The following is a 24,731-nucleotide window of genomic DNA, read 5'->3' on the forward strand; positions in this document are numbered from 1 at the left end:
CTGCCTGTGGGAGATGCGCCCAAGAAACCCAACACCCCCCGGGTCTTTCCTTGGAGGCCGAGTTTTTGCCCGGGGGCGGTGCGGTGGGTATTCCCCCCCCCGGTACTGCACTTCCCGCCTTCGGCACGTACCGCCGCGTCGACCCGGTACGGCCCGGACCACTGATATCCGGTGACAGACTCGGCGCCGGCCAGGCACAGCAGGGTGGTACCGTCGGCGGCCGCCCCGATCAGGGCGGGCTCCGGGCAGGCAGTGTCCTGTTCGGCGGCGACCGGTGCCGCGATCTCAGGCGCGGCCCGGGTGACCGGCGGCCGGGTGGGCGGTGCCGGCGGGGTGCTGGGTGGTGCCGGGATCGAGACGGCGGTGGCACTTCCCACTGTGTTCTCGGCCGGACCATCTGCGGCGGCCTCGGATTCGGCGCTCACCCCTAGCGCATCGCCGACTCGGGCGTACATATCGGATACCCGGCCATGGGGCAGCACGACGAATGCCACCAGCAATGCCGCCTCGACCGCGCCGAGCAGGAACGCGGCGAAGGCCATGAAGCGGCCGCGGGGATGGGTGAAGGCGATCAGCCCGAATACGAGGGCGACCGGGAAGAGCAGAACCAGCGCCGCCACCAGCGCGACGACGGCGTACGGGTTGACGATCGGCCGGTCGATGTCGAACGGCGAATCGTCGGGGTAGTCGAACTCCTCGGGTTCCTGCTGCGGTTCCGCCCGACGCCGGCCCGCCCGCGCGGGTGGGTCGGCGTCACGGTCCTGCGGTACCTCCGGCCAGCGCTGCTCGCCCCAGCGCTGCGAATATGCCATGCGCGAATCCCTTCGAACTGCTGCCGGGGGTACCCGGAGCAGTCGACCCGCCCGGCATTGCGCCAAGAATAAGCGGGATCGGCCCAGCCGTTGCGGGAAACGGGAGTTGCCCGGATCACAGATGTCCATCCGACACGCCGTGGTTTTCCATAACGAGACCCGACGCGGGCGGTTACTTCTCGGTCACTCGCGGAAGGGAATCGGTGACGAGTGTGGTGAGGACATCGACCAGCAGCGCGTGCACCTGTTCGCGGGTCATCGTGCCGCGGGTGAGCCATTCGCGACCGGCGACCTTCACCATCCCGCCGTAGGCCCGCACCATCGCCCGGCGCGGCTCCGCCGCCTCGTCGCCCGAGAGGCCGATCATCAGGAGCAGTCGCTGGGCCGCGGCATCGTCGGCGGCGTCCAGGATCTGCTGCACCTCGGGATCGTCGCCGACCCCTTCGTGGCTGGTGACCTTCACCCAGGTGCTGCCGTGCTCGGAAATCGTATCGAGCAGCCAGCGGACGCTGGCGTCGATCCGTTCCCGGGCGGTGCCCGCCGGAACACGGAGGTCGTCGGCCCGGGGCAGGGTCACCATCCGGCGCACCACGGCGAGGTACAGGTCGCGTTTGTTGCCGAAGTAGTGGTTGATCAGCCCCCGGGCCACCCCGGCGCGCTGCGCCAGTTCGGCGGTGGAGACCGCGGCGTAGGGCCGCTCCCCGAACATCTCGATCGCCTTGGCCAGGATCTGGGCCCGGCGTTCGTCGGGTTCGAGGCGGCGCCGCCGCACCGGTGCCCCGGCCCCGTTCGCGACAGGGCCGGGGCCGGTGACGGCTTCGAGGTCAGAGCCCACGGGCGATGAGATCCTTCATCACCTCATTGCTACCCGCGAGGATCCGCAGTACCCGGGCTCCGGTGTAGAGCTGCGAGATCGGGTATTCGGTCATGTACCCGTAGCCACCGAACAGCTGCAGGCAGCGGTCCACGACGACGCCGAGCTGATCGGTGGACCAGTACTTCGACATGGCCGCGGTCTGGATATCGAGTTCACCCCTCAGATGCCGGGTGAGGCAGTCGTCGAGGAAAACCCGGTTCGTCCGGGCGATGGTCGCGCATTCGGCCAGTTCGAACCGGGTGTTCTGCATGGCGAACAGCGGTTTGCCGAACGCTTCGCGGCCCTTCGTGTACTCGACGGTGAGTTCGACCGCGCGTTCCATCATCGCCACCGCCATGATCGCGGTGACCAGCCGCTCCTGAGCCAGCAGCTGCATCATCTGGTAAAAGCCCTGCCCCTCGACCCCGCCCAGCAGGTTCGCCGCGGGAACGCGCAGGCCGTCGAAGAACAGCTCCGCGGTGTCCTGCCCCTTCCCGCCGATCTTGGACAGAATCCGGCCCCGGGTGAAACCGGGAGTATCGTCGCTCACCTCGGCGAACAGCAGCGAGACCCCCGCCGCGCCCTTCTCGGGGTCGGTTTTGGCGGCGATGATGATCCCGTCGCACAGCCAGCCGTTGGAGATGAAGATCTTCGAGCCGGTGATCACGTATTCGTCGCCCTCGCGCACCGCGCGGGTCTTGATCGCCTGCAGATCCGAACCGGTGCCCGGTTCTGTCATCCCGATGGACAGCACCATATCGCCGCTGCAGGCCTTGGGCAGGACGCGCTTCTTGAGCTCGTCGGAACCGAATTCGGCCAGGTACGGCGCGATGATCGAACTGTGCACCGGGATGCCGAGCGCACCGTCGCCCGCGCGCACCTGCTCTTCGATGATGGCCGCCTCGTGGGCGAAGGTGCCGCCACCGCCACCGAATTCCTCGGCCACCGCGGGACAGAGCAGGCCCAGTTCGCCGGCCCGCCGGTACAGCGCCCGGTCCGGGTGGCCCTGTTCGATGAACCGCTCCTCGTGCGGCACCACTTCCTTTTCGAAGTAGGTGCGGGCGAGTTCCCGTACCGCCTCGACCTCGTCGTCACTCCACGCGGGGCGTGCCATATCCGCATCCTTCGGTTCGTGATCATCAATCCGGCACAGGGGTGCCGGATCGTTCGGGAACGACTTTCCCGCACTATTGGCGTGATGTCAACGACGGGGTCGCGGGGACGTTCGCGCCCGGTCGCAGGCCTGCTTCCCCGCCTTGCCACAATGGTGGGCACGCTTTCCCAGCTCACGAAGGACATCCCCGCACCGATGGCCGCGACCAGCATCGATCCGAACGACCTCACCACCTGTCTGCGCGTACTCGAACAAGCAGGCCGGCTGGACCCCGGCCACCCGGACTCGGTCACGGTCCAGCGGGCCGTCGGCGGCATGTTCAAGGAGCTCAAACGGCAGCGCCGCATCGCCGCACGGCAGGCCACACTCGAGGCCGATCGCGCGGTGGTGGCCGCCACCGCCACCGGATCACCGAATCGGATCGACGACGAAACGGCCGGGATCCCGATCAGCTCGGCCACCACCGGCGCGTCGGCCGGAACCCTGCTGCGGGCGCGCGGCTGCTATATCTGCAAGGAGAAGTACACCCGCGTCGACGCCTTCTACCACCAGCTGTGCCCGGACTGCGCCGCCCTGAGCCACAGCCGCCGCGACGCCCGCACGGATCTGTCCGGCCGCCGCGCGCTGCTCACCGGCGGCCGCGCGAAGATCGGTATGTACATCGCGCTGCGGCTGCTGCGCGACGGCGCGCACACCACCGTCACCACCCGGTTCCCCAACGATGCGATCCGCCGGTTCGCGGACCGGCCCGACAGCGCCGACTGGTTGCACCGGTTGCGAATCGTCGGAATCGATCTGCGTGATCCCGCCCAGGTCGTGGCGCTCGCCGACGATGTGGCGGCCCAGGGACCGCTCGATATCCTCATCAACAACGCCGCGCAGACCGTCCGCCGCTCCCCCGGCGCCTACAGTGCCCTGGCCGCCGCCGAATCCGACCCGCTGCCCGCGGGTGCACTCCCCGAAACGGTGACCTTCGGCCAGACCACCCGCGCGCATCCGACCGCCCTCACCGCCTCACTCACCCCCGCCCTCACCGGCGCCGATGTGGCCGAGCTGGCACTGGTGGCCGGTTCGGCCACGCCGGACCGGATCGCTCGCGGGGTCGCCATCGACGCCGGTGGCCTGGTGCCCGATCTCGCCCATACCAACAGCTGGGTGCATACGGTCGGCGAGGTCGATCCCACCGAACTGCTCGAAGTGCAGCTGTGCAATTCGGTGGCACCGTTCATTCTGGTGTCGCGGCTGCGCCCGGCGCTGGCCGCGGCGGGGGCTCGCCGCAAGTATGTGGTGAATGTTTCGGCCATGGAGGGCCAGTTCTCCCGCGGCTACAAGGGCCCGGGGCACCCGCACACCAATATGGCCAAGGCGGCGCTGAACATGCTGACCCGTACCAGCGCCGGGGAGATGTTCGAAGCCGACCGGATCCTGATGACCGCCGTGGATACCGGCTGGATCACCGACGAACGACCGCACTACACCAAGGTCCGGCTGGCCGACGAGGGTTTCCACGCCCCGCTGGACCTGGTGGACGGCGCGGCGCGGGTCTACGACCCGATCGTGCGTGGCGAAGCCGGTGAAGACCTCTACGGCTGCTTCCTGAAGGACTACCGGCCCTCACCCTGGTGAACCCGGCTCCGCCGGCGAATCCGGCGCAGCAATCACGATCAGCACATACCCTGGAAGGGTGTGGTACCGGCTGCTCGCCGATCTGACCGCCGCCGTGCATGTGCTGTTCATCGGCTATGTGGTGGCGGGAGGTTTTGTTGCCTGGCGGCTGCCGCGCACCATCTGGTTGCACGCCGGTGCGGCAGCCTGGGGTTTCGGCACGGTCCTGGTCGGTTACGACTGCCCGCTGACCTACGCCGAGAACTGGGCGCGCGAACGGGCGGGGATGCAGGGGCTGCCGCCGGAGGGGTTCATCGACTACTACCTGACGGGCGTCATCTATCCGGAGAGCATGCTCGCCGAGGTGCGCATACTGGTCGCGATCTGCGTGCTGGTGTCGTGGGCCGGCTGGTGGTGGCGGGTCCGGCACCAGCCGGGGCGGTCCACCGCGCGCACCCTCGTCTGAACTGTCCGCACCCATGGGTGACGGTGTGATGAAAATCGCTGTGCCAACCGGTAACCCGAGGATCGCCCGCGCCGCACGCCAGTACGCTCGGAGCAGTGGACGTGGGAGCACGGCTGGTTCGTGATTACGAGGACGGTGCGGGCGTCGCCGCGTCGGCGCCGGTGGACTGGCCCGACCCCGGGCGCTGTCTGGCCGCCACCCTGCCGGTGTGGGGACTGGCCGCCGGATCCGTCCAGGCCTTCCTCGCGGCGGCCGACCGCTATCGCGCGGCGGCGGGAACTGCACCGATCCGGCACCGCCTCGACCCGGAACGGATCGCCGCATCCTTCACCAGTGACCGGCTGTTGCGGATCGACGGCGCCCCCGTAGCCGGTTTCGCGGATCTGTCCGGTTTCTTCCCCACCTTCGACGGCTGGGTGCGCACGCACGCGAATTATCCGCATCATCGCACCCGCCTGCTGGCCGCGCTCGAGCTACCCGCCGACGCGCCCGTGGAACAGGCCGAATCCCAGATCGCCGTGATCCGGGCCGCGGACCTCGAGGAACTGGCCGCCGCCCGCGGCGCGATCGCGGTACAGGTACGTGACGAGGCACAGTGGCGGGCCCATCCGCAATCGGGTTCGGCCGCGGCCGGTCCGTTGGTCGCTGTCGTGCAACGGACGGACCGGCGCCGCTACACGCTGCCGGTATCCGGCACCCCGTATCAGCCGCTGCAGGGTGTGCGGGTGCTCGATCTGACCCGGGTGATCGCGGGCCCCGTGGCCACCCGCGCGCTGGCATTGCTCGGGGCCGAAGTGCTGCGGCTGGACCCGCCCGCACTGCCGGAGATCCCGTGGCAGTTCACCGATACCGGGCAGGGCAAATCGTCGGCACTGCTGGATCTACGGACAGCGAATGCGCGCTGGGAGAGGCTGCTCGACACCGCGGATGTCCTGGTGACGGGGTACCGGCCCGGTGCGCTCGAACGGCTGGGTCTGGCCGGCCGGCCAGGGCTGATCCACGCCCGCGTGAGCGCCTGGGGGTTCACCGGTCCCTGGGCGGGCCGGCGCGGTTTCGACAGTATCGTGCAGGCCGCCACCGGGATCTCGGTGATCGAGGGCGCCTCCGCGATCCCCGGAGCCTTACCCGCCCAGGCCCTCGACCATGCTTCCGGCTATCTCCTGGCCGCCGGTATCGTCGACGCGCTCGCCGCCCGGACAGGAGACGGTTTCGGCCGGGACGTCCGGGGCTCCCTGGCCCGCACCGCCACCTGGCTGCTGTCCGAACGCGGCCGGACCCCCGGCCATCCCGCACCCGCGATACCCGGCCCACACTGCACGGTGACACACGGGCGGACCGTCACCGCCGCACCCGCAGTGGCCGAATTCCCCGACTACCCGTTCCCGGCGCCCGGTTACGGTCGCGCCGAACCGCGCTGGACCGAAACACCGGTTCGCGAGCCGCAGTGATCCGGCCCGGTCCGGGTGGACACCGGACCGGCCGCACCACCGCCCACCCAGGCCGTCCCCCGGCCCGGACCGGCCACGGTCCCCCGCGGCGAATCCGCTGCCTCCACGCCCCGGAGCAGCAGACCGGTCATCGGGTGATACGACCGTGCCTGGACCGCCGCGGATTCCACCGCCAGGCGGCGCGACGTGGGGTCGGTAGCCCACCGGTGAGGGGCAGGCCTACGTCAGAGTCCGGTGGACAACTGCACCACGACCTTCTCCTGGGTGATCTCGCGGACCGTGAGGTCCAGGCCCTGCGCGGATTCGGTGGAGCCCATCGGCACGGTGACCTCCTGGCCCGCGACCTTCAGTGTCACCACATTGCCTTCCACCGCGGCGAGTTCGGCGTCCACGCCGAGAACGCTGATCTTCGCGTCCACGCCCCGGTCGAAGGTCACGGTGCAGCCCTGCACATCGCATTCGCTGGTAGCACCCGCGCCGGTGGCGGTGCAGGCGGAAACCCCCAGGGACAGTGTGGCCAAGAACCCGGCTACGGCGATCAGCCGTCGAACATACATGCGGTCAGTGTAGGGAGGATTTGCGGCGCCGCCACCGCTATGGCCGCCGGGGCCTCACACACCACCGTGGGCCCGGATCTGCGCCGGTGACAGTCCACGGCGGCGGCGGATGAGCGCACGCAACGCGCTGGCGTTCACATAGCCGACCTCGCGGGCCACCCCTTCGACCGTGAGACCGGTCGTGCGCAGGAGCCGGGTGGCCCGGTCGAGCCGGATATCGTCGGCGAAATCCTTGGGTGACATTCCGAGCGCCGCGCGGGTGGCGCGTTGCAGACTGCGTTCGGTGACGCCCAGTTCCCGCGCTGCGGCCGAGATCAGGAACTGCTCGCAAATATGCTCGCGCACCCAGCGTTCGTACGCGACGATCAGCGGGTTACCGCGGGCGACCACCTCGGGAATGACGTAGGGCGCCTGGCTGGCGCGGCCTTCGAAGGCGAGATACCGCCGTGCCTGCTCCGCCAGTTCCGGGCTGGTGCGGTACACCAGCGACAGCGCCATATCCACATGTGACAGCGAGGCACCGGCCGTGGTGATGCCGTCGCCGTGGCAGACGATGCTCCGTTCGTCCAGATCCACTTTCGGGTACCGCCCGCGGAAGCTCGTCCCGAGCCACCAGCTCGTCGTCGCCGGTGAGCCGTCGAGTACGCCGGCTTCGGCCAGGAAGAATGTCCCGGTACAGGCCGCGGCGAGATGGACACCCTGTTCACGTGCGCTGCGGATCCGGTCGAGAAGCCACGCGTTGCCCGGGTCCGAGACGAGTGCGACCAGCGGCTCGGGCTCGAGAACGTTCACCGCGGCCACCGCGAGTGCGTCGAACGATGTCGATACCTCGCTCAGCGGGATGGTCTGCACGGTGTTTCCACTACCCGACCGCACCGACGTACCGTGTGACACCGTATGCACGTTCCACGCGGCCGGTGGATGTTCGAGCTCACTGCGCAGGACGTTCGCAGTACTGAATGCCCCGTGCAGGGCGCCCAGGCCGAGTTCGCCCACGCCGTCCACGACGAAAATACCCACATCCACGCTGGCAGGATACGGATCGTAAAACGTCCTATGAAAACCGATCGGTCTTTTACCTCGGCCGGACGCACTGCGTCTGTCGCAAACGCATCGCATCCTGTCGCTTCCGCCCCTCCGATCAGGCTGTCCCACACAGTAGCGTCGAGGGGCAACGGTGCTGTCGCGTCCGGCGACCCCACCGTCGTTCGTATGAGCACGGGAGATCGAGGTGAACCGCCGGATATGAGCAGTGCGCGACCCGCTGTCCGGGCGCGTGAACGAGGTCTACGGCGCACCTGTCTCCGCACCGCACCCCTCCGGACGACCGGCCGGATACCGCGGCCGGGCGGGTTCCGGGTGCGCATTCGATGATCCCGCTGTGAACCTTCCGGCGGATTCTGTGTGTACGAAGGTATGGTTGCGGCGCTGCGGGGTGCGCCGCAGCTTTACGTTCGTACACGCCGGTTCACGAAAACCCTTGACCGCCAGAGGATGACATCGCAGCTCAGCCCGGGCGATACGCATACCCGAGAGACGACAGTGGCCGGCCACCGGGGATTGCCCCGGCGACCGGCCAACTATCGAGCGATTGATCAGAAACCCGGCATATCGACGTCGATATCGGGGTTCAGGATCCCGCACACCTTCCAGCCGCCGTCCTCTTCGACCAGATCGTAGGTCGCGGTGGTGGTGGTCTCGTCACCCATCATGTCCATGGTCATCTCCATGGTGAACGTCCCGGAATCGCTGCCCGCGGGCACATCCACGCTCTTCAGCGTGGTTTCCGGCGCCGACACACCGGACGGTACATCGGTGGGCTGGACGGGGTTGTCCTGCTCGTACTGCGAGATCTCGTCCAGATCGGCCTGGCAGACCAGATCCTCGGGGTTACCGTCCTGGTCCACCCAGGCCTGCGCTACATCACGCGGATCGTCGTAGCCGCCGCCCACGGCCGAGCCCCCGCCGCCGAAGACGAAGAACGCGCCGACCCCGACCGCGATGAGTACCACGGCGACACCGCCGATGATGAGCGCGATCTTGCCGCCGCCACCCCCCGACGAGCGCGGCGGCTGACCGTAGCCCATGGGCGCACCCATCTGCGGCTGCTGGCCCGGATACTGCTGGCCGTACTGTGGCTGACCGGGGTACGGCTGGCCGGGATACGGCTGACCCGGCATGGGCTGCCCTCCCATGGGTTGTCCTCCCATGGGCTGTCCCGGATAAGGCTGACCCGGCGGTACGGGCTGACCAGGCTGATGCTGGTACGGATTGGGTGGTTGCGGGTGACCCATTCGGAAGTCCTGTTTCCCTTGCTGTCCTGCACGGAGCCGGGGTTCGGCGCCGCGTCCTCACATTGATTTCCCCACGACGCCGTGCTGTTAACACTGTTTGCGGCGCACTTACTGTACGCAGCATCGAACCGGTCCGGCAGCACAGGGATTCGACAGTCATGTCCCGGGACCGATGAGAAAACCCGCCGGGCCCCGTCTACCCGAACGAGACACAACAAGCACCGCACCACAGCGCAGACCGGCCGCAGCCGAGCGGCTGCGGAAAGGACATCAGCATGGGAACCATCGCCGTACACGAGTTCATCTCCCTCGACGGGTCGTACGAGGATCCGTCGTTCACCTTCGAATTCGGCTTCGATCCGCAGATGGGCGAGACCCTCGCCGCGATCACCGGGGCGGCGGAAGCCATCCTGCTCGGGCGCAACACCTTCGAGATGTTCGCGCCGGCCTGGTCCACCCGTACCGTCGAGGACGATCCGGGCGCCCCGTTCTTCAACGACACCACCAAATACGTGGTGGGCGCGCGGGAGCCGCAGGCCGAATGGGCCAACAGCACCTCCCTCGGCGCCTACGACCCCGAGAAGATCCGCAAGCTCAAGACCGATATCGACGGGACCATCTACATCAGCGGCAGCGGCACCCTGGTCCGGGCGCTGCTCGCGGAGGGACTCGTCGACGATCTGCACCTGTTCGTCTATCCCATCGTCCTGGGCAAGGGCGAGAAACTGTTCACCGACGGTGCCGACACCACGAAGCTCGAACTCAAAGCCCACGACGTCTACCCCAACGGCGTGGTGCACCTGGACTACGGGCCCGCACAGTCCTGAGGCGCGCCCGCGGGACCGGCGCGCGCCACCCGATCCGGGACGGCCACCGACTATGTTCGACACCAGTCGCCGAACAACCAGGAGGAGCCGTATGCCGGACCCGGTCCCCACCACCGACGATCTGATCGCGGATCTCTCCACCGGGCAGCGCGCCCGGCTGGGCAGCGGACGAGACTTCTGGTCCACCGAAGCGGTCGGTGCCATTCCCTCGCTCGCACTGACGGACGGACCGCACGGTCTGCGGTACCAGGATCCCGCGCACCATGGCGACGCACTGGGTATCGGCCCGAGTATCCCGGCGACCTGTTTCCCGCCCGCGGTGGGATTGAGCCAGAGCTGGGATCCCGGGCTCGCCGCCCGGGTGGGCGCGGCGATCGGCCGCGAAGCCCAGGCCGCCGGTGTGCACATCGTGCTGGGGCCCGGAATCAATATCAAACGAGACCCCCGCTGTGGCCGCAACTTCGAGTACTACTCCGAGGACCCGCATCTCACCGCCGCCCTGGCCACCGGCTGGGTGCGCGGATTACAGGAACAGGGCATCGGTGCCTCGCTGAAACATTTCGCGGCCAACAATGCCGAGTTCGATCGGATGCGGTCGAGTTCGGATATCGATCCGCGGCCGCTGCGGGAAATCTATCTGCGCGCATTCCAGCGCGTGGTCACCGAGGCGGCGCCGTGGACCGTGATGTGTTCCTACAACAAGATCAACGGTGTGTACGCCTCCCAGAACCACTGGTTGCTCACCGAGGTACTGCGCGGCGAATGGGGTTTCGACGGCGTGGTGGTCAGTGATTGGGGCGCGGTCGACGACCGGGTGGCGGCAGTGGCCGCCGGCCTCGACCTCACGATGCCGGGTCCGGACGAGGGCGGTGACCAGCGGCTCGCCGCGGCGGTCGCGGACGGGTCGCCGGCCGATTCCGTCCTGGCGACCGCAGCGGGACGTATGGCCGCGCTGGCGACCAAAGCCGCCGGTAGCGCCCGCCCGGAGACCTCCTGGGATATCGCCGAGCACCATGCGCTGGCCCGTTCGGTGGCCGCCCGCTGCGCGGTACTGCTGAAGAACGATCACGCGGTACTCCCCTTGGCGCCCCGCGGAACCCTCGCCGTCATCGGGGAATTCGCGACCGAGCCGCGCTATCAGGGTGGTGGGTCGTCCCATGTGAACGCGACCCGGGTGGATATCGCGCTCGACGAGATCCGCGCGCTCGCCGGCTCCGCCACCGTCACCTACGCCCGCGGATTCGATACCGGGAACCCGGCGGCGGGCGCGGACCTGCGGGCCCAGGCCGTCGACACCGCCGCCGGCGCCGATATCGCCGTACTGTTCCTCGGCCTGGCCGCCGCCCAGGAGTCCGAGGGCTTCGACCGCGACGATATCGAAATCCCTGCCGACCAGGTGGAATTGCTGAGCGCCGTGCGGGCGGTGCAGTCGCGGGTGGTCGTTGTGCTGGCGCACGGTGGCGTCCTGCGCCTGGCGCCGATCGTCGACTCCGCCGATGCCGTCCTCGATACCGCTCTGCTCGGGCAGGCGGGCGGCGGCGCCGTCGCCGATCTGCTGTTCGGGATCGCCGAACCGTGCGGCCGGCTCACCGAGACCGTCCCGGTCCGGCTCGCCGATGTCCCCGCCTACGACAATTTCCCCGGCGAGAACGGGCACGTCCGCTACGGCGAAGGGATTTTCGTCGGCTACCGCTGGTACGACCGACGCGAACTCGCGGTGACCTTTCCGTTCGGGCACGGCCTGTCCTACACCACCTTCGAGTACGCCGACGCACGGGCGGTCGCCGACGAGCAGGGCGTCACGGTCACCGTCCGGATCACCAATACCGGCAGCCGGGCGGGCCGGGAAGTGGTGCAGGTCTACCGCAGCCTCGACTCCTCCACGGTGATGCGCGCACCCCGGGAGCTCTGCGGGTTCACCACGGTCGCGCTCGACCCCGGTGATACCCGAGAGGTCTCCGTGCCGGTCCCCCGTGCCGAATTCGCCTATTGGAACGAAGCCGCGAACCGCTGGACGGTGGAAGGCGGCGACTACACCGTGCAGGTGGGTTCCTCCAGCCGGGACCTCCGGGCGGCTACGACGGTCACGCTCACCGGAGACCAGGTGGTATTGCCGCTGACCCGCGATTCGAGCCTTGCCGAGGTGCTGGCCCATCCGATCGCCGGACCGGAGCTCAGCGGGCGCCTACAACCACTGTTCGGCGATTCCGGTTCCGCCGGTGCCGATCTGGGTATCGATATGGCCCGGATGGCCGGGTCGATCCCGATCGGACGCCTGGCGCTGAACTTCGGTCTGATGACGGCGGCAGATCTCGACGAATTCCTGGAGCGTGCCGGTACCGGCGCACCCGAAGGCACAGAGACCGCGCGGTCCTGAGACAGCGTTCCCGAAGAGCTGGGCGCGGCTCGTCGACGAGTTCGCGTCGGGAACCGTGACTGTCCACCCCTCCGGCTGGTCGTGAACGGGTCTCCCGGTTCGAGCCCGATGATTACCCGTTCGCCCGGAGGGGTTCTGCCGCGGCCCCGAGATGGGTGCCGCGGCCAGGACTACTACTTCCGCGGCAACCCCATGACCAGGGTCGCGATGGTGTTCAGCTGGATCTCGAGGGTGCCGCCGCCGATCACCCAGGTCGGGATGTCGAGTTCGTGATGCACGGGTTCGGATACCGCTTCACCCAGCGCGGCCGCCGGGCCGATCAGGTTCAGCGCCGCGGCCGCGGCATCGGTGTGCAGAATCGAGGCGGCCGCTTTGGCGACACTGGTGGCCGGGCCGATGGCATGACCGTCCAGGCGCCGGATCGTCTCCCGCAGATTCATCGCCGAGATGGCAGCACCCCGCGCGCTGATCCGGCCGAGGGTGCGCACGGCATCGTCCCGCGTGCCGGCGTATTCGCCGCGTTCGATGATGCCCCGGATCCGTTCGTTGTGTCCCGGATCGCGGACGCCGCCGATGAACAGGCGTTCCTGTGCCAGGGTTTCCAGGGTCAGCGCCCAGCCCTGACCGGGTTCGCCCAGGACCATCTCGTCCGGTACGAACGCATCGTCGAAGAACACCTCGTTGAATTCGGCATCGCCGCTGGCCTGCACGATCGGGCGTACCTCGACACCCTCGGCGTGCATATCCACCAGGAACATGGTCAGCCCCTGATGGCGACCGGCCTCGGGGTCGGTGCGGGCCAGCAGCAGACCCCAGTCCGCGCGATGGGCGAGGGTGGTCCAGATCTTCTGGCCCTGTAACCGCCAGCCGCCGTCGACCCGGGTGGCGCGCAGGCTCAGCGATGCCACATCGGATCCGGCTTCGGGTTCACTGAACAGCTGGCACCAGATCTCCTCGCCGCGCAGCGCCGGGCCGGCCAGCCGGGCGAGCTGCTCGGGGGTGCCGCGATGCAGCACGATCGGTACCACCCACTGCCCGATCCCCATGGAGGGCTGGGCGATACCGTGCCGGTCGTATTCGTCCTGCAGGATCAGCTGTTCCAGCGGTCCCGCTTCGATACCGAAGGGCTTGGCCATCGGCGGCGATACCAGGCCGCTGTCCGCCAGCAGGGTACGGCGGGCGCCGGTGTTCACCGCATCGTGGTCGCCCACCTTCGACGGGTTCGGATTGTCCAGTTGCGCCGCGCGGTCCAGGATTTCCGAGACCCAATCGCGGAATGCCGAATCCGTTTCCGGCAGCGGAACGGCGAAGGTGCGCGGCCCCCGCAGGGCGGCATCACCCAGCCGCAGCTCCCACGATTCCACCGGTCCGGCCAGTCCGGCCAGCGCCATCGCGCGCCGCCAGTACAGATGCAGATCGTGCTCCCAGGTGAAGCCGATCGCCCCGTGCAGTCCGAGACATTCCACTGCGGCGTGCACCGCGGTGCCGAGCGTGGTCAGGACCGCACCCGCGACGGCGTGGGTCCGCTGCCCGGGTTCGTCACCGAGGCCTCGTACGGCGTCCCAGGCGGCGGCCGCGGCGAGTTCACTGGTGATCAGTAACCGGGCGGTGCGGTGCTGCACCGCCTGGAAGGCACCGATCGGCCGTCCGAACTGGACCCGGGATTTGACGTATTCGGTGGCGGTATCGCTGCACCAGCGGACGACCCCGGCGGCCTCCACGGCGAGGAATGCGGTGGCGACGGCTTCGGCCCGATCGGTGTCCAGTTCGAGCGGCGCGGCCACGGCCACCTCGCTGAACCGGACCACACCGAGGTCGCGGCCCAGATCGGCGCCGTCTTTCGCCTCCACCTCGACACCGTCGGCGGTGCGCTCGACCAGGTACCACCGGGTCTCGGTGCCGGCGAGGGCCGCCACCACGAACAGCTCGGCCGACGCGGCACCCAGGACCACGCCGGTGTCACCGGTGAGCCGCGTTGCACCGCCGCCGGTTTCGGCGGTGCATCCGACCCGGTGTTCCGGACCGATCACCGCACCGGGTGCGCCCTCGGCGATCCGCCGCAGTGCCCCACCGGCGGACTCGCCGGCGTCGGCGAGTACGGCACCGGCGACCGCGGTGGGCAGCAGCGGGCCGGGCAGCAGCGCCCGGCCCGATTCGGCGAGCACCACGGCGAGCTCGTCGAGCGTTCCCCCCTGGCCGCCGACTGCTTCCGGAAGGTGCACCCCGGTGAGCCCCAGCGCAACCAACTCCGGCCAGAATTCCGGCAGGTTCCCCTGTTTCAGGCGATCGGTGTGCTTACGCGTGTATTCGCGGGCGGCATACCGGTCCGCGAATCCGGCGACGGTTTCGGCCAGCGCCGCTTGGTCGGCGGTCAGGGCAACGGGCACGGCTATCACTCCGGTCGTGGGTGTCGGGCAACGATCCCGGTTCGGTGCGGGATATCCAGATTAGAACACGTTCTACTTGTCCCGTGGCAAATCCGGACGACCGCCGCGCCGCGGACCGGCCGCCCGCTCGGCCCGGCCGCCGTCAGATCGCGGTGCCCACATCCTGCGCGACCAGGTTGTCCAGCGCCCGTTCGGCCACGGCCGCGATCGTCATCGACGGATTACAGGCGGCGGCGTTACCGGGCAGCAGCGCACCGTCGAGAACGTAGAGACCCCGCTGGCCCAGCACTCGCCCGTCGAGATCGCAGACCGACCCCATACAGGCGCCGCCGAGCGGATGCCAGGTCGACGGGAAGCCACGATTGGTATCGCCCAGCACCGACGCCGGGCCCGCGATCGTCTGCACGGTTTTCTCGATATGGCCGTACTGGATCGCTGCGTCACCGTCCGCGGGCCAGGACAACCGGGCGCTGTCGGCGGCCGAATCGTAGACGAAGCGGCCGCGCGCATCGCTCACGCCGTACCCGACGAGCATGGTGGTGCGGGCATCCATACCCAGTGGCGGGATAGAGGCCTGGATCACGGTATGCGCGGTGGCGGGATCGTCCCAGTTCAGGCTGCCGTAGACGACCGGCCCGCCCTGTTCCGTGCCGAAATCCTCGGCCAGGTTGGTCCAGGTGTAGATCCGGTCGGCGTTGGTCCCCCAGCCCGCGCCGAGCGCGTCGGGTAGATCCGGGATCAGCCCCTTCCCACCGGCCCGCATGAGCAGATCGGTGGTGTTGAGACTGCCCGCGGCCATGATGAGCGCCTTGGTGGTGAGCACCTTTTTCGCCAGGACCCGTGCGTTCTCGTCGGTCTGGTCGACGTGCACGATCCAGCGGCCGTCCGCACCGCGTTCCACATCGGTGACGTTGTGCATCACCTGGACGTCGACCGATCCGGTGGCTTCGGCCGCCGCGACATAGGTGACGTCGACGGAATGCTTGCCCCCGTTGTTCACACCGAATGCCCCGGCGCCGTTGGTGTAGGAGGCGGTCATCTCACCGCGCGTTTCGGCCAGTGCGTAGTTCCAGTCGATGGGCATCGGGATCTTCGATACCGGCAGCCCGGCCGCCGCGGCATTACGCGCGAATATCCGCGCGGCCTTGTAGTTCGGGTGCGCGACCAGTTCGTCCGGGGCCACCGCCAGTTGCAGCATGGCGGAAACTCGCGGATAGTGCACCCGGTCCATCAGCCGCCAGTCGAGTTCCTGCGGGAAATGGGTGTTGAACACCGACTCCGTCGGTTGCAGCGACATCCCCTGGTAGAGCAGGGAACCGCCGCCGAGACCGGCCGCGCACAGCGCGGTCATATTCTCACCGGCGACGGCGTCGAGGAGGCCGGTGTAGGGCTCGAAGGCAACCGGCCTGCCGAACAGTTGCGGGTCGGAACCGTGCCACAGTAGTCGTTTGTCGGGGTTCAGCGGGTTGCCGAACGTATTCGCGTTCGGTCCGGTGGGCCAGCGTTTTCCGCGTTCGAGCAGCAGGACCGGAACACCGGCCTGCGCCAGCCGCAGGGCCGCGATACCGCCGCCGAATCCGGAGCCCACCACGATCACCCGGTGGTCCTCGCGGACGACCGGAGTCCGGCGCCGCGGGATTCGCAGGGTGTTGTCCGCCGCCGCGACGGCCGTACCGGCAACCGTGATGCCGGCCGCCGCCGCGGCACCTCCCAGGAACACGCGTCGAGATATTGCGGACAAGAGCGACCTCCGAACAGCTGTGCCTACGACTCGCCGCAACAGCCGGCCGCCGCGGCATCGCCGGCGCGCGGGCGGCCGGAAGAGCCGGCAAGCCGAGTGCCCGAGGCGCTTTCCGCGGGCGGGTTCGAAAGTAGATAGATGTCACATCGAGTGTCAAGAACCTATCGGTCGATTGCCCAGCAACACCGACACGATCTTGATCAGCCTTATCACACCAGCTCAGGGCCCACATGGACAGCCCCCCAAACAGTGTTATGGACAGCTGTCCATCGCAGGTAGAAGCCCTCCCGGGCTCAGCCGGCGGTTTCGAGTTCCGCTTTCAACCGCTCCAGAGTGCGGCGAATATTGCCCTTCTGGAATTCGGCGAAACCCCGCTTGCCGGTAGCCACCCGGTCGAACCACAGGGCGGGGGTATCCGGCCATCGGGTGCGATCGTCGTACCAGATTTCGGTGATCCGGGTCCCCTCGGCGACGGTCTCGAACCGGTACTCCCAGGTCGCCACGGCCACCGGCAGCAGCGGTTTCCACACTCCCCACCGGCGCACCTGGAAGGCGAACCGGCCCGGCCGCTCGGCGACGGTCACAATGCATTCGGTATGCCACCGCATCGGCCCACGCCGGTTGGCACCCACGAAGGTCATTCCCGGGTACACCGGCCGGCCCGGTTCGGCGACCTCCGCGCCCGTATTTTCCGGGCTCCACCGCCCCATCTGCGTCACATCGCTCACCGCGTCGTAGGCGGTACCGGGATCGGTGCCGACCACGATGCTGTCGGATACCTCGGTGGTCCGGCTTATCTTCCCCACGGCGCCAGCTCCTTGTCGGTCCTCGTCGTTGTCGATCCAAGGTACTGCCGGTCCGGGAGGCGCGGTAGCGGTGACGGAGCCGAGGTGCCCGGCGCACGTGTACCCGCCGCTGTGCTACGAGCCGACCGTACGCTCCGACGTGGACGACCCCTCACTATCGGCGTCGTCGGCCCCGGATCGGATGCCGTATTTCATCAGCGGCACGATGGTGGTCCGGATGAACGCCCGCGCCGCCTGCTCATCGTCGAAGTCGATCCCCGCGGTGGGCGTGAGCATCAGCGAATGCGCCATCCGGGCAACGAGTTCGGCGACCGGTCGCGGATCGTAGCGGGCCAGCACCCCCTGCTCCTGACCGGCCGTCAGCACACCGGCGATGTACTCGATACCCTGGGACACCATTTCCTCGCCACGCACGGTGTAGAAGCCCAGCGCCTCCTCCGGCGCCACCGCCAGCAGCTGCGTGACCAGGGGGTGGGTCCGGGTGAGCCGGAGCACGAAGAGAACCGTCTCCTCGATCTGCGCATCGGTGCCCTCGGTCGTGGACGCGATCGCCGTCGCCTCCGCCAGCACTCGCGAGATCTCCCTGGACAGCGCCGCCTCGATCAACGCGTCCTTACCGGAAAAGCGGCGATACAAGGTGACCCGGTTCAGGCCGCAGCGGCGGGCGATATCGTCCAGACTGCTCCGCCGGATGCCGACCTGCAGAATCCGCCCGAGGGTCGCGTCCAGAATCCGCTCGTCGACTTCGTCGTAAGTACGGAACATGTAGCGGAATTATAGTCCGCGTTGCATTGTGTCCCGGCCCTCGTGCGCGGTATAGGCAAGTAGGGCCCGCACAGCCCGCTCCGCGCTCTGCGCGGCACTCTCCATCGTGGCCGACCAGTCGGTGCGGGTCCAATCACCGGCCAGCATCAGATTCGGCACCGAGGTCCGTTGGTCCGGGCGTAAACCGGCGGTGCCGACGACCTGGGAGAAGGTTGCCTTGGGCATTTTTACGACCTGCGCGTGCACCAGCTTCGCCGCCTGGGCCTCCGGGTAGTAGCGGCGGAGCAGCGCCAGCTGTTCCGAGACGATCTCGTCGTTGCTCTTGTGGATCTGCTCGTAGGCGCCGCTGGTGGTGAGGCAGTACAGCCAGGCGCCGTCCGGGGTGCGCCGGTGCATACGCTGACGGTCGAAGACCTCGTCGATCACACCCGTACCGCCGATCAGCGCCTCCATCGCCGATTGCGTCCCCAGCGGGCGATCCAGGTACAGGTTGGTGCTGACGATCGGGGTGACCCCCAGTTTGTCCGCGGCGGCATAGATTTCGGCGTGCTCGGGCAGATCGTCGAGCAGGCCGTGGATCCGTGAATTGGGGACCGCGCACACCACGGCATCGGCGGCGATCTCGGTACCGTCGACCAACTGCACACCGGTCACCAGACCGTCGGTGACGACGATCCGGCGGGCAACGGACCGATACCGGACGTCCACGCCGTGCTTCTGGAAAACCCGCTCCGCGCCGGTGATGTAGAGCGTGTCCAGATCGACCGTCGGGTAGCCGATGGTGACGCCGGTCCGCTCCCGCACACCGATCCGGATACCGGTCGCCAGCACATCGGCGAACACCTTCGCCGATTCCCGCTGCACCGGTTCGGCGGCGATCCCCAGTGCCAGCCAATCCCACAGCGCCTCCCGGGCCTTCGCGGGCATACCGATGCGTTCGAACCATTGCTCGGTGGTGATATCGGCCAGGCCCGCGGGCTGGAACAGCGCCTGGCGGCCGAGGCGGGCGGTGGCCCGCAATGCCCGCAGCCGGTCCAGCGGTCCGGCATCGGGGTGGGCACCCAGCAGTGTGCGCACGACCCCCGGACCGGAGGTGCGCAACGGGACCGCACGACCCCCCGGCCAGCGCAATGTGCCGCCGCCCGGGAACTCCACACAGTCGCGCGTACCCACGCTCTCCAGGTACCGGAACAGACTGCGGTAGCCGCTGGCCAGCACATGCTGGCCGTTGTCGGGCACATCCCCCACCTCGGGGACCTGCATCGCCTGGGTGCGTCCGCCCAGCCGGGCGCGGCGTTCGAGCAATGTCACCCGCTTACCGGTCTCGGCCAGCCATACCGCCGAGGCGAGACCCGCCAGCCCGCCCCCGATCACGACGTATCGCCGGGAATCGTTCATGTTGTGCTCCGCCTCACCATAGACCTCATCATTGACACAATGTAACGCACTCAATACATTCGTTTCATGGGTTCTGAAGACATGGGCGCCGCGATCCCCACCCGGCACCCCGCCGGCCCGGTAGCCGTGCCCGGGTTGAAACCGTTCGCCATGCTGATGGGCATCGGCGCACCGGACGCCCGGCGCTGGGCGTCCATGGGCGAATCACTGCTGACCGGCGACCAGCCGATGGACGACCTGGTCGACTGGATGATCAGTACCGGGATGGCCGATACCCGGCCACTGTTCGAACAGGCCGTGGCCGGCGGTATCGACTCGGTCACCGACGCGCCGCAGCCGCTGCGCGAGTTCTTCACCGCCGTCGAAACTCCCCCGGACTGGCTGGACGAGGACATGCTGCGACGCGGCGAACAGGTCCTGCGCCGCGGCGGCTACGACGGGCTGTACCTGGCGCGCGACGTATCCTTCCTCGGCGGATACCTGGCCTCCGGATTCAACAAGACGCTGCTGCGCACCGGCGCGCTGGAGAAAGGGTCCGCCCAGCGATTCGCCGAGACGATGCAGTGGGCGCTCGACGTCCAGAACGGCATGGGCAAGTTCGAACCCGGCTACCGCTCCACCCTCCACGTGCGGTTCGTCCATTCACTGGTCCGCCGGCACGTGGGCGCCATGCCCGATTGGGATCAGCGCGCGTGGGGGCTGCCGATCAACCAGACGGATATGGCCGCCACCCTGGTGGGTGCGCTCATCGCGCCGTTCGTCGGCGGTTTGGTGATAGGGATCGTGCCGTCCCGCGAGGACCGGGAGGCCGCCGCCCACCTCGCCCGCTACGTGGGCCGGCTGATGGGTGTTGCGGAGGAGTGGCTGCCGACCGGATTCCGCGACAGCGTCCGGATTCTCTACCACACCATGACAGCGATCACGAATCCCGACGAGACCACCCGACAGCTCGCCTTGCCGATGGCCAACGATCCGCTCACCTGGAACTATCCGAACCTGCCGTGGTTGCGCGGCCGGATCGCCCGCGCCCAGCATCTGTCGATCTCCAGCATGTACCTGGGGCCGCGCGCCATGCGCAAACTCGGCCTGTGGCCGTATATGCCACCGTGGTATCCGGTGCTGCGCGTACCGGTGAACCTCGCGCGCAGTGCGGCCACCCGGGTCAGCCCCGCCGCCCGGCAGCGTGCCGAGGAACGCGGACTGCGGGAACAGGCGGCGTTCAAGAAGATGCTCGTGGGTTCGGGTCCGGCGGACGTGGGGATGTCCGCACACCACCTGCACGCCACCGCAGCCATCGGCTGAGCGGTTGATCAGCGCTTTCACCGATACTTCTACGAAATACTTGGGTACAGGCTCCCCGGACGGATATAACGTAACCGGGCCCCATCGGCGATCGATGGGCTGTGCCGTACACCGAGAAGGACAGGAAATATGGAGATTCAGGGAGCACGTGCAGTCGTCGTCGGAGGCGCCTCCGGAATGGGCAGGGCCAGCGCCGAACTGCTCGCCGCCCGCGGCGCGAAGGTCGTCGTCGTCGACCGCACCGCCAGCGAGGGCAGCAAGGTCGCGGCCGACCTCGGTGGTTCCTTCTTCGAAGCCGATGTCACCGACCACGCGGGTGTCGAATCGGTACTCGCCGAAGCGGTGGAACAGCTGGGCGGGCTCGATATCGCGGTCAACACCGCCGGTGGCGGTATCGCCAAGCGCACACTGTCCAAGACCGGGCCGCACGATCTGGAATCGTTTCAGCAGATCATCAACCTGAACCTGGTCTCCACCTTCAACCTCAACCGTTTGCAGGCCTGGCATATGAGCCAGGGCGAGCCGAACGCCGACGGCGAGCGCGGCGTCATCGTCAACACCGCCTCCATCGCGGCATTCGAGGGCCAGATCGGGCAGGTCGCCTACACGGCCGCCAAGGCCGGTATCGCCGGAATGGCGCTGACCATGGCCCGCGATCTGGGTTCGGTCGGGGTCCGGGTGCTGGCCATCGCGCCGTCCCTGTTCGATACCGGCATCCTGGCCGGTGCGACGGAAGAAATGGTGAAACCGCTCGTCGCGGGCAACGCCTTCCCGAAGCGGATGGGCCGGCCGGAGGAATACGCGAAGCTGGCCTGCTCCATCGTCGACAACCCCATGCTCAACGGCCAGTGCCTGCGCCTGGACGCCGGTATGCGGTTCGCTCCCAAGTGAATCGGTGAACCCGCCGCGGACGGCCGGATCGTCCGCGGCTATCGGCCCCGGTCCAGCGCCGCGCCGTCGCCTGCCGCTTGGCTCGTGGACGATCCGATAGACCGGTCGGGCAGGGTATCGTCCGACGTCGCCGGAGCCTTTGCGCCCAGGGGGAATTCCATACCGGTAAGTTCCTCGGCCACCGCCCACAGCCGCCGGCCGATTTCGGGGTCGTGCGCCGACGGCGCGGCGGGTACGGCGATCGGGGGCCCGACCAGCCCCCAGCGGTGTGCCGGGCCGAAGAAGCCGGCGCCCCGGACCGCGGGGTCGAGCGCGGCCCGCAGGATCGGCTGGGCGCCCTGTTCCGGAGTCTGGGTGAACAAGCGTGCCAGGGTCATCACCACACCGCTGTAGGCGATCCGGGCAACGAGGCTCTGTTCCCGCAGGATGGTGGACCGCACGCCGCCGGGATGGGCGCCGACCGACAGGGCCGGCGCACCGGCGGCCGCGAGCCGGCGCTGCAGTTCCACCATGAATGTCGTGGTGGCCATTTTCGACCGCGAATAGGTGATGAGACGGCCGAAACTGTGCTCGGACTGCAGATCGTCGAAATCCAGTTCGGCATTGCGGCGACCGTGACTCAGGCTGCCGACGCTGACCACCCGCCCGGCGGGCGCGGCGGTGAGCAGATCGATCAGTTGCGCGGTGAGCGCGAAATGGCCGAGAAAGTTGATCCCGAAATCGCTTTCGAAACCGTCGACGGTCAACGTCCGGGTACCGGTGACGACACCGGCGTTGTTGATCAGCAGGTCGAGCCGGGGCAGTTCGGCGTGCAGGCGGCGCGCACACTCGGCGATGGAGGCGAGATTGCCGATATCGACCTGGGTCGTGCGGATATCGGCCCCCGGGACCGAATCCTCGATATTCCGCTTGGCCTGCGCGGCCGCGGTCTCGTTTCGGCAGGCGAGGATCACCCGCGCGCCCCGGCGGGCCAGCCCGCGCGCCACTTCCAGGCCGATACCGGTATTCGATCCGGTCACCATTGCGGTACGGCCCGACTGATCGGGCGCCTCGGCCACTGTCCACGGTTGGTTCGACGAGCTCACGGCATCTATCCAGTTCCGGCGGGTGCTGCGCCGTCCGGGGTCGTGCTGCGTCGCCTTCCGCCGGACAGCCGGTCCAGCGGAAGTATAAGTCAATTCTCCGTTCAAGAGAACCCGGTTTTCATCGGCGGTGGTGCCGCGCATCTACTGCACCGCTACGAGCCCACTCTTACGGCCTACTCCGCCCAGGATCAGACGCTCCTCGACGGTCTCCGGCGGATGCACCGGCCCCGACGGCCACCACTCGTCGAGCGCAACCACGCCCGGATCGATCAATTCCAGCCCCGCAAAATATGATTCGATCTCGGCGCGCGTGCGGAACCAGCCCGACCCCAGCCCCTTCTCCACGAAACGCCGCTCCACCTCCCGCGCGAGCTCGTGGTCCGGTGAATCCTCGCCCGGATCCCAGAAATGCGTGATCGCCACATACGACCCCGGGGTCAGCGCATCCACCACCCGGGCCACGATGCCCGCGGGGTCCGCGGAATCGGGCAGGTGGTGCAGTACGGAGCCCAGGATCACCGCGACCGGCCGGTCCTGGTCCAGGTACCGCCAGACCGCCGAATCCGCCCCGAGCACACCGGGATCGGTGAGGTCGCCGTGGAGGTAGACCGTGTCTTCGTTGGTTTCCAGCAGCACCCGGCCGTGCGCACTGACCATCGGATCGTTGTCCAGGTAGACGACCCGTGCCCAGGGGTTCACCAGCTGGGCGATGTCGTGGGTATTGCTCACGGTGGGCAATCCGGCACCGGCATCCAGGAATTGCTCCACACCGACGACCCCGGCCAGGTACCGCAGCACCCGGCGCAGCCAGGCCCGGTTCCGCCGCGAGACCGCGCACATACCGGGTGCGATCTCCAGGACCGCGTCGAGCGCCTGGCGATCGGCCTCGAAATTGTCCTTGCCGCCGAGGCTGGCATCGTAGACGCGGGCGATACCGGCGCGGGAGGTATCGGCCCCGGCCGGGGGACGGCCGGGCTCCGGCGAGCTGAACGACGAATCTGGCATCGGTTTTCTCTCTATCCGGTTGTGGGATGGTGCGACGTCGACACGTAGGGCTCGACAGTGGTGACGGAAGCGCCGCCGCGAATTAATCGCCGGCCGGGGAAAACATTCGAATAATATTTCCGCGGCACTCATCTGTGCAGGTAGCCGCCGAAAATCGTTGGCCACAAGATGTCCGGTCGATCATGATCATTTGGGGACAGGCGGCGGGAACAGCTGCGCTCGCGCAATCGGGCGGGATACGAGGGAGGACCACGGATGAACCACCCGCACGGCCTGCTGCTCGAAGGGGTGGTGGGTTCGACGGCCTACGGTCTCGCCGGCCCCGCCAGCGATATCGACTACGCCGGAATCTATGTGGAGCCGACCCGGAACCTGCTGGGCCTGTACCCGCCCACCCGGCAGACCCGGCAGGGCCGCGACGGTGCCGATGCGACCTATCACGAGGTCGGCAAGGCCATGCGGCTCATGCTCTCGTGCAACCCCACCGCGACCGAAATCCTCTGGCTCGACGACTACACCGCCGAGTCCGCCTTCGGCCGGGAACTGGTCGGGCTGCGGGCCTGCTTCCTATCCGCGGACCGGGTGCGCGAGGCGTTCTTCGGTTACGCCACGAGCCAATTCCGGCGACTGACCGGCCCCCGGCCGCAGGCGGCGGCCGCCCGCCGGGCCAAGCACGCCCGGCACACCCTGCGCCTGCTCTGGCAGGGCTACGAGCTCTACACCACCGGACGCCTGCCGATCCGTGTTCCCGACCCCGAGCGATACCACGCACTCGGCGCCTCGATCGCGACGGACCCCGGCGCCGAGGCCGTTCGCCGGCTCGTCGCCGACTACGAACACCGTTTCGATACCGCCGTCACCGTGTTACCGCAGGCACCGGACGACGCGCCGCTCGACGATTTCCTGCAACGGGTGCGCCGGGCGCATCTGGATTCGCCGGAAGCAGCCGCCCGGGAAGGAGTGGCGCTCTAGAGTATTTCTACGACTCGCGCGCA

Annotated in this window: 20 protein-coding genes and 1 pseudogene; 8 read left to right on the top strand and 13 right to left on the bottom strand. The window is 68.4% G+C overall.

The window, feature by feature from the left end; translation table 11 throughout:
• From ACFWPH_RS18500 to ACFWPH_RS18510, 3 genes and pseudogenes are all read right to left on the bottom strand, one after another.
• A pseudogene (locus tag ACFWPH_RS18500) lies at positions 1-812 on the bottom strand (hypothetical protein); the annotation flags it as partial.
• A 172-nt stretch (positions 813-984) separates the two neighbouring features.
• On the bottom strand, positions 985-1,647 hold the full coding sequence (locus ACFWPH_RS18505) for a TetR/AcrR family transcriptional regulator (protein ID WP_378752488.1): 663 nt from the start codon (positions 1,645-1,647) through the stop codon (positions 985-987).
• Entirely contained in the window at positions 1,637-2,782 is a 1,146-nt protein-coding gene (locus tag ACFWPH_RS18510) for an acyl-CoA dehydrogenase family protein (protein ID WP_378752490.1), read from the bottom strand. Before ACFWPH_RS18510 ends, ACFWPH_RS18505 begins: the two co-directional genes overlap by 11 nt.
• Positions 2,783-2,977: 195 nt before the next feature.
• On the opposite strand from ACFWPH_RS18510, the gene ACFWPH_RS18515 reads away from it, so the two are divergent.
• The 3 genes from ACFWPH_RS18515 (at position 2,978) to ACFWPH_RS18525 (ending at position 6,301) form a co-directional block, all read left to right on the top strand.
• Positions 2,978-4,408 (top strand): SDR family NAD(P)-dependent oxidoreductase, encoded by a 1,431-nt coding sequence (locus tag ACFWPH_RS18515; protein WP_378752492.1) that lies wholly within the window; start codon positions 2,978-2,980, stop codon positions 4,406-4,408.
• Between the two features lie 58 nt (positions 4,409-4,466).
• Positions 4,467-4,853 (top strand): DUF2784 domain-containing protein, encoded by a 387-nt coding sequence (locus ACFWPH_RS18520; protein ID WP_378752494.1) that lies wholly within the window; start codon positions 4,467-4,469, stop codon positions 4,851-4,853.
• Between the two features lie 101 nt (positions 4,854-4,954).
• Positions 4,955-6,301: a CoA transferase gene (locus ACFWPH_RS18525; RefSeq protein WP_378752680.1), complete on the top strand. Its 1,347-nt coding sequence runs from the start codon at positions 4,955-4,957 to the stop codon at positions 6,299-6,301.
• Positions 6,302-6,525: 224 nt separating this feature from the next.
• On the opposite strand, the gene ACFWPH_RS18530 is transcribed toward ACFWPH_RS18525, so the two are convergent.
• The 3 genes from ACFWPH_RS18530 to ACFWPH_RS18540 all read right to left on the bottom strand — a co-directional run bounded on the left by ACFWPH_RS18530 (position 6,526) and on the right by ACFWPH_RS18540 (position 9,053).
• Positions 6,526-6,858 carry a hypothetical protein gene (locus tag ACFWPH_RS18530; protein WP_378752496.1) on the bottom strand — a complete coding sequence of 111 codons (333 nt, stop codon included), beginning with the start codon at positions 6,856-6,858 and terminating at the stop codon, positions 6,526-6,528.
• 54 nt (positions 6,859-6,912) lie between these two features.
• Positions 6,913-7,884 carry a GlxA family transcriptional regulator gene (locus ACFWPH_RS18535; protein WP_378752498.1) on the bottom strand — a complete coding sequence of 324 codons (972 nt, stop codon included), beginning with the start codon at positions 7,882-7,884 and terminating at the stop codon, positions 6,913-6,915.
• Positions 7,885-8,453: 569 nt separating this feature from the next.
• On the bottom strand, positions 8,454-9,053 hold the full coding sequence (locus tag ACFWPH_RS18540) for a hypothetical protein (protein WP_378752500.1): 600 nt from the start codon (positions 9,051-9,053) through the stop codon (positions 8,454-8,456).
• A 374-nt stretch (positions 9,054-9,427) separates the two neighbouring features.
• On the opposite strand from ACFWPH_RS18540, the gene ACFWPH_RS18545 reads away from it, so the two are divergent.
• Positions 9,428-9,979, top strand: coding sequence for a dihydrofolate reductase family protein (locus ACFWPH_RS18545; RefSeq protein ID WP_378752502.1), 552 nt, complete (start codon positions 9,428-9,430; stop codon positions 9,977-9,979).
• Between the two features lie 91 nt (positions 9,980-10,070).
• Positions 10,071-12,356 (top strand): glycoside hydrolase family 3 C-terminal domain-containing protein, encoded by a 2,286-nt coding sequence (locus tag ACFWPH_RS18550; protein ID WP_378752504.1) that lies wholly within the window; start codon positions 10,071-10,073, stop codon positions 12,354-12,356.
• Positions 12,357-12,529: 173 nt separating this feature from the next.
• Here the strand turns inward: ACFWPH_RS18550 and ACFWPH_RS18555 are convergent, their stop codons facing one another.
• From ACFWPH_RS18555 to hpnE, 5 genes are all read right to left on the bottom strand, one after another.
• On the bottom strand, positions 12,530-14,743 hold the full coding sequence (locus ACFWPH_RS18555) for an acyl-CoA dehydrogenase (RefSeq protein WP_378752506.1): 2,214 nt from the start codon (positions 14,741-14,743) through the stop codon (positions 12,530-12,532).
• 142 nt (positions 14,744-14,885) lie between these two features.
• Positions 14,886-16,484, bottom strand: coding sequence for a GMC oxidoreductase (locus ACFWPH_RS18560; RefSeq protein ID WP_378752508.1), 1,599 nt, complete (start codon positions 16,482-16,484; stop codon positions 14,886-14,888).
• Positions 16,485-16,777: 293 nt separating this feature from the next.
• Positions 16,778-17,290 (bottom strand): SRPBCC family protein, encoded by a 513-nt coding sequence (locus ACFWPH_RS18565; protein WP_378752510.1) that lies wholly within the window; start codon positions 17,288-17,290, stop codon positions 16,778-16,780.
• Between the two features lie 114 nt (positions 17,291-17,404).
• Entirely contained in the window at positions 17,405-18,055 is a 651-nt protein-coding gene (locus ACFWPH_RS18570; protein WP_378752512.1) for a TetR/AcrR family transcriptional regulator, read from the bottom strand.
• Positions 18,056-18,064: 9 nt separating this feature from the next.
• On the bottom strand, positions 18,065-19,453 hold the full coding sequence (gene hpnE / locus ACFWPH_RS18575) for a hydroxysqualene dehydroxylase HpnE (RefSeq protein WP_378752514.1): 1,389 nt from the start codon (positions 19,451-19,453) through the stop codon (positions 18,065-18,067).
• Positions 19,454-19,534: 81 nt separating this feature from the next.
• Here hpnE and ACFWPH_RS18580 point away from each other — a divergent pair, with 81 nt between their 5' ends.
• Together ACFWPH_RS18580 and ACFWPH_RS18585 are read left to right on the top strand one after the other, a co-directional pair.
• A complete protein-coding gene (locus ACFWPH_RS18580; protein WP_378752682.1) occupies positions 19,535-20,755 on the top strand; it encodes an oxygenase MpaB family protein in 1,221 nt (406 codons plus the stop codon).
• Between the two features lie 129 nt (positions 20,756-20,884).
• Complete coding sequence (locus ACFWPH_RS18585) at positions 20,885-21,646, top strand: SDR family NAD(P)-dependent oxidoreductase (protein WP_378752516.1); 762 nt, start codon at positions 20,885-20,887, stop codon at positions 21,644-21,646.
• Between the two features lie 38 nt (positions 21,647-21,684).
• Here the strand turns inward: ACFWPH_RS18585 and ACFWPH_RS18590 are convergent, their stop codons facing one another.
• Both ACFWPH_RS18590 and ACFWPH_RS18595 read right to left on the bottom strand, forming a co-directional pair.
• On the bottom strand, positions 21,685-22,731 hold the full coding sequence (locus ACFWPH_RS18590) for an oxidoreductase (protein WP_378752518.1): 1,047 nt from the start codon (positions 22,729-22,731) through the stop codon (positions 21,685-21,687).
• A gap of 141 nt (positions 22,732-22,872) precedes the next feature.
• Positions 22,873-23,736, bottom strand: coding sequence for an SAM-dependent methyltransferase (locus ACFWPH_RS18595; RefSeq protein WP_378752520.1), 864 nt, complete (start codon positions 23,734-23,736; stop codon positions 22,873-22,875).
• A 255-nt stretch (positions 23,737-23,991) separates the two neighbouring features.
• Between ACFWPH_RS18595 and ACFWPH_RS18600 the strand changes: the two genes are divergently transcribed.
• Positions 23,992-24,708 carry a DNA polymerase beta superfamily protein gene (locus ACFWPH_RS18600; protein ID WP_378752522.1) on the top strand — a complete coding sequence of 239 codons (717 nt, stop codon included), beginning with the start codon at positions 23,992-23,994 and terminating at the stop codon, positions 24,706-24,708.
• The last annotated feature ends 23 nt before the right edge of the window (positions 24,709-24,731 follow it).

The sequence above is a fragment of the Nocardia sp. NPDC058499 genome (genome assembly GCF_042719915.1).
In the GTDB taxonomy this organism is placed as follows: domain Bacteria; phylum Actinomycetota; class Actinomycetes; order Mycobacteriales; family Mycobacteriaceae; genus Nocardia.

Bases quoted from the DNA above. Each gene is read 5' to 3' on its own strand.
- ACFWPH_RS18510 (WP_378752490.1), bottom strand. From the start codon at position 2,782: ATGGCACGCCCCGCGTGGAGTGACGACGAGGTCGAGGCGGTACGGGAA.
- ACFWPH_RS18515 (WP_378752492.1), top strand. From the start codon at position 2,978: ATGGCCGCGACCAGCATCGATCCGAACGACCTCACCACCTGTCTGCGC.
- ACFWPH_RS18530 (WP_378752496.1), bottom strand. From the start codon at position 6,858: ATGTATGTTCGACGGCTGATCGCCGTAGCCGGGTTCTTGGCCACACTG.
- ACFWPH_RS18540 (WP_378752500.1), bottom strand. From the start codon at position 9,053: ATGGGAGGGCAGCCCATGCCGGGTCAGCCGTATCCCGGCCAGCCGTAC.
- ACFWPH_RS18545 (WP_378752502.1), top strand. From the start codon at position 9,428: ATGGGAACCATCGCCGTACACGAGTTCATCTCCCTCGACGGGTCGTAC.
- ACFWPH_RS18550 (WP_378752504.1), top strand. From the start codon at position 10,071: ATGCCGGACCCGGTCCCCACCACCGACGATCTGATCGCGGATCTCTCC.
- ACFWPH_RS18570 (WP_378752512.1), bottom strand. From the start codon at position 18,055: ATGTTCCGTACTTACGACGAAGTCGACGAGCGGATTCTGGACGCGACC.
- hpnE (WP_378752514.1), bottom strand. From the start codon at position 19,453: ATGAACGATTCCCGGCGATACGTCGTGATCGGGGGCGGGCTGGCGGGT.
- ACFWPH_RS18580 (WP_378752682.1), top strand. From the start codon at position 19,535: ATGGGCGCCGCGATCCCCACCCGGCACCCCGCCGGCCCGGTAGCCGTG.
- ACFWPH_RS18585 (WP_378752516.1), top strand. From the start codon at position 20,885: ATGGAGATTCAGGGAGCACGTGCAGTCGTCGTCGGAGGCGCCTCCGGA.
- ACFWPH_RS18595 (WP_378752520.1), bottom strand. From the start codon at position 23,736: ATGCCAGATTCGTCGTTCAGCTCGCCGGAGCCCGGCCGTCCCCCGGCC.
- ACFWPH_RS18600 (WP_378752522.1), top strand. From the start codon at position 23,992: ATGAACCACCCGCACGGCCTGCTGCTCGAAGGGGTGGTGGGTTCGACG.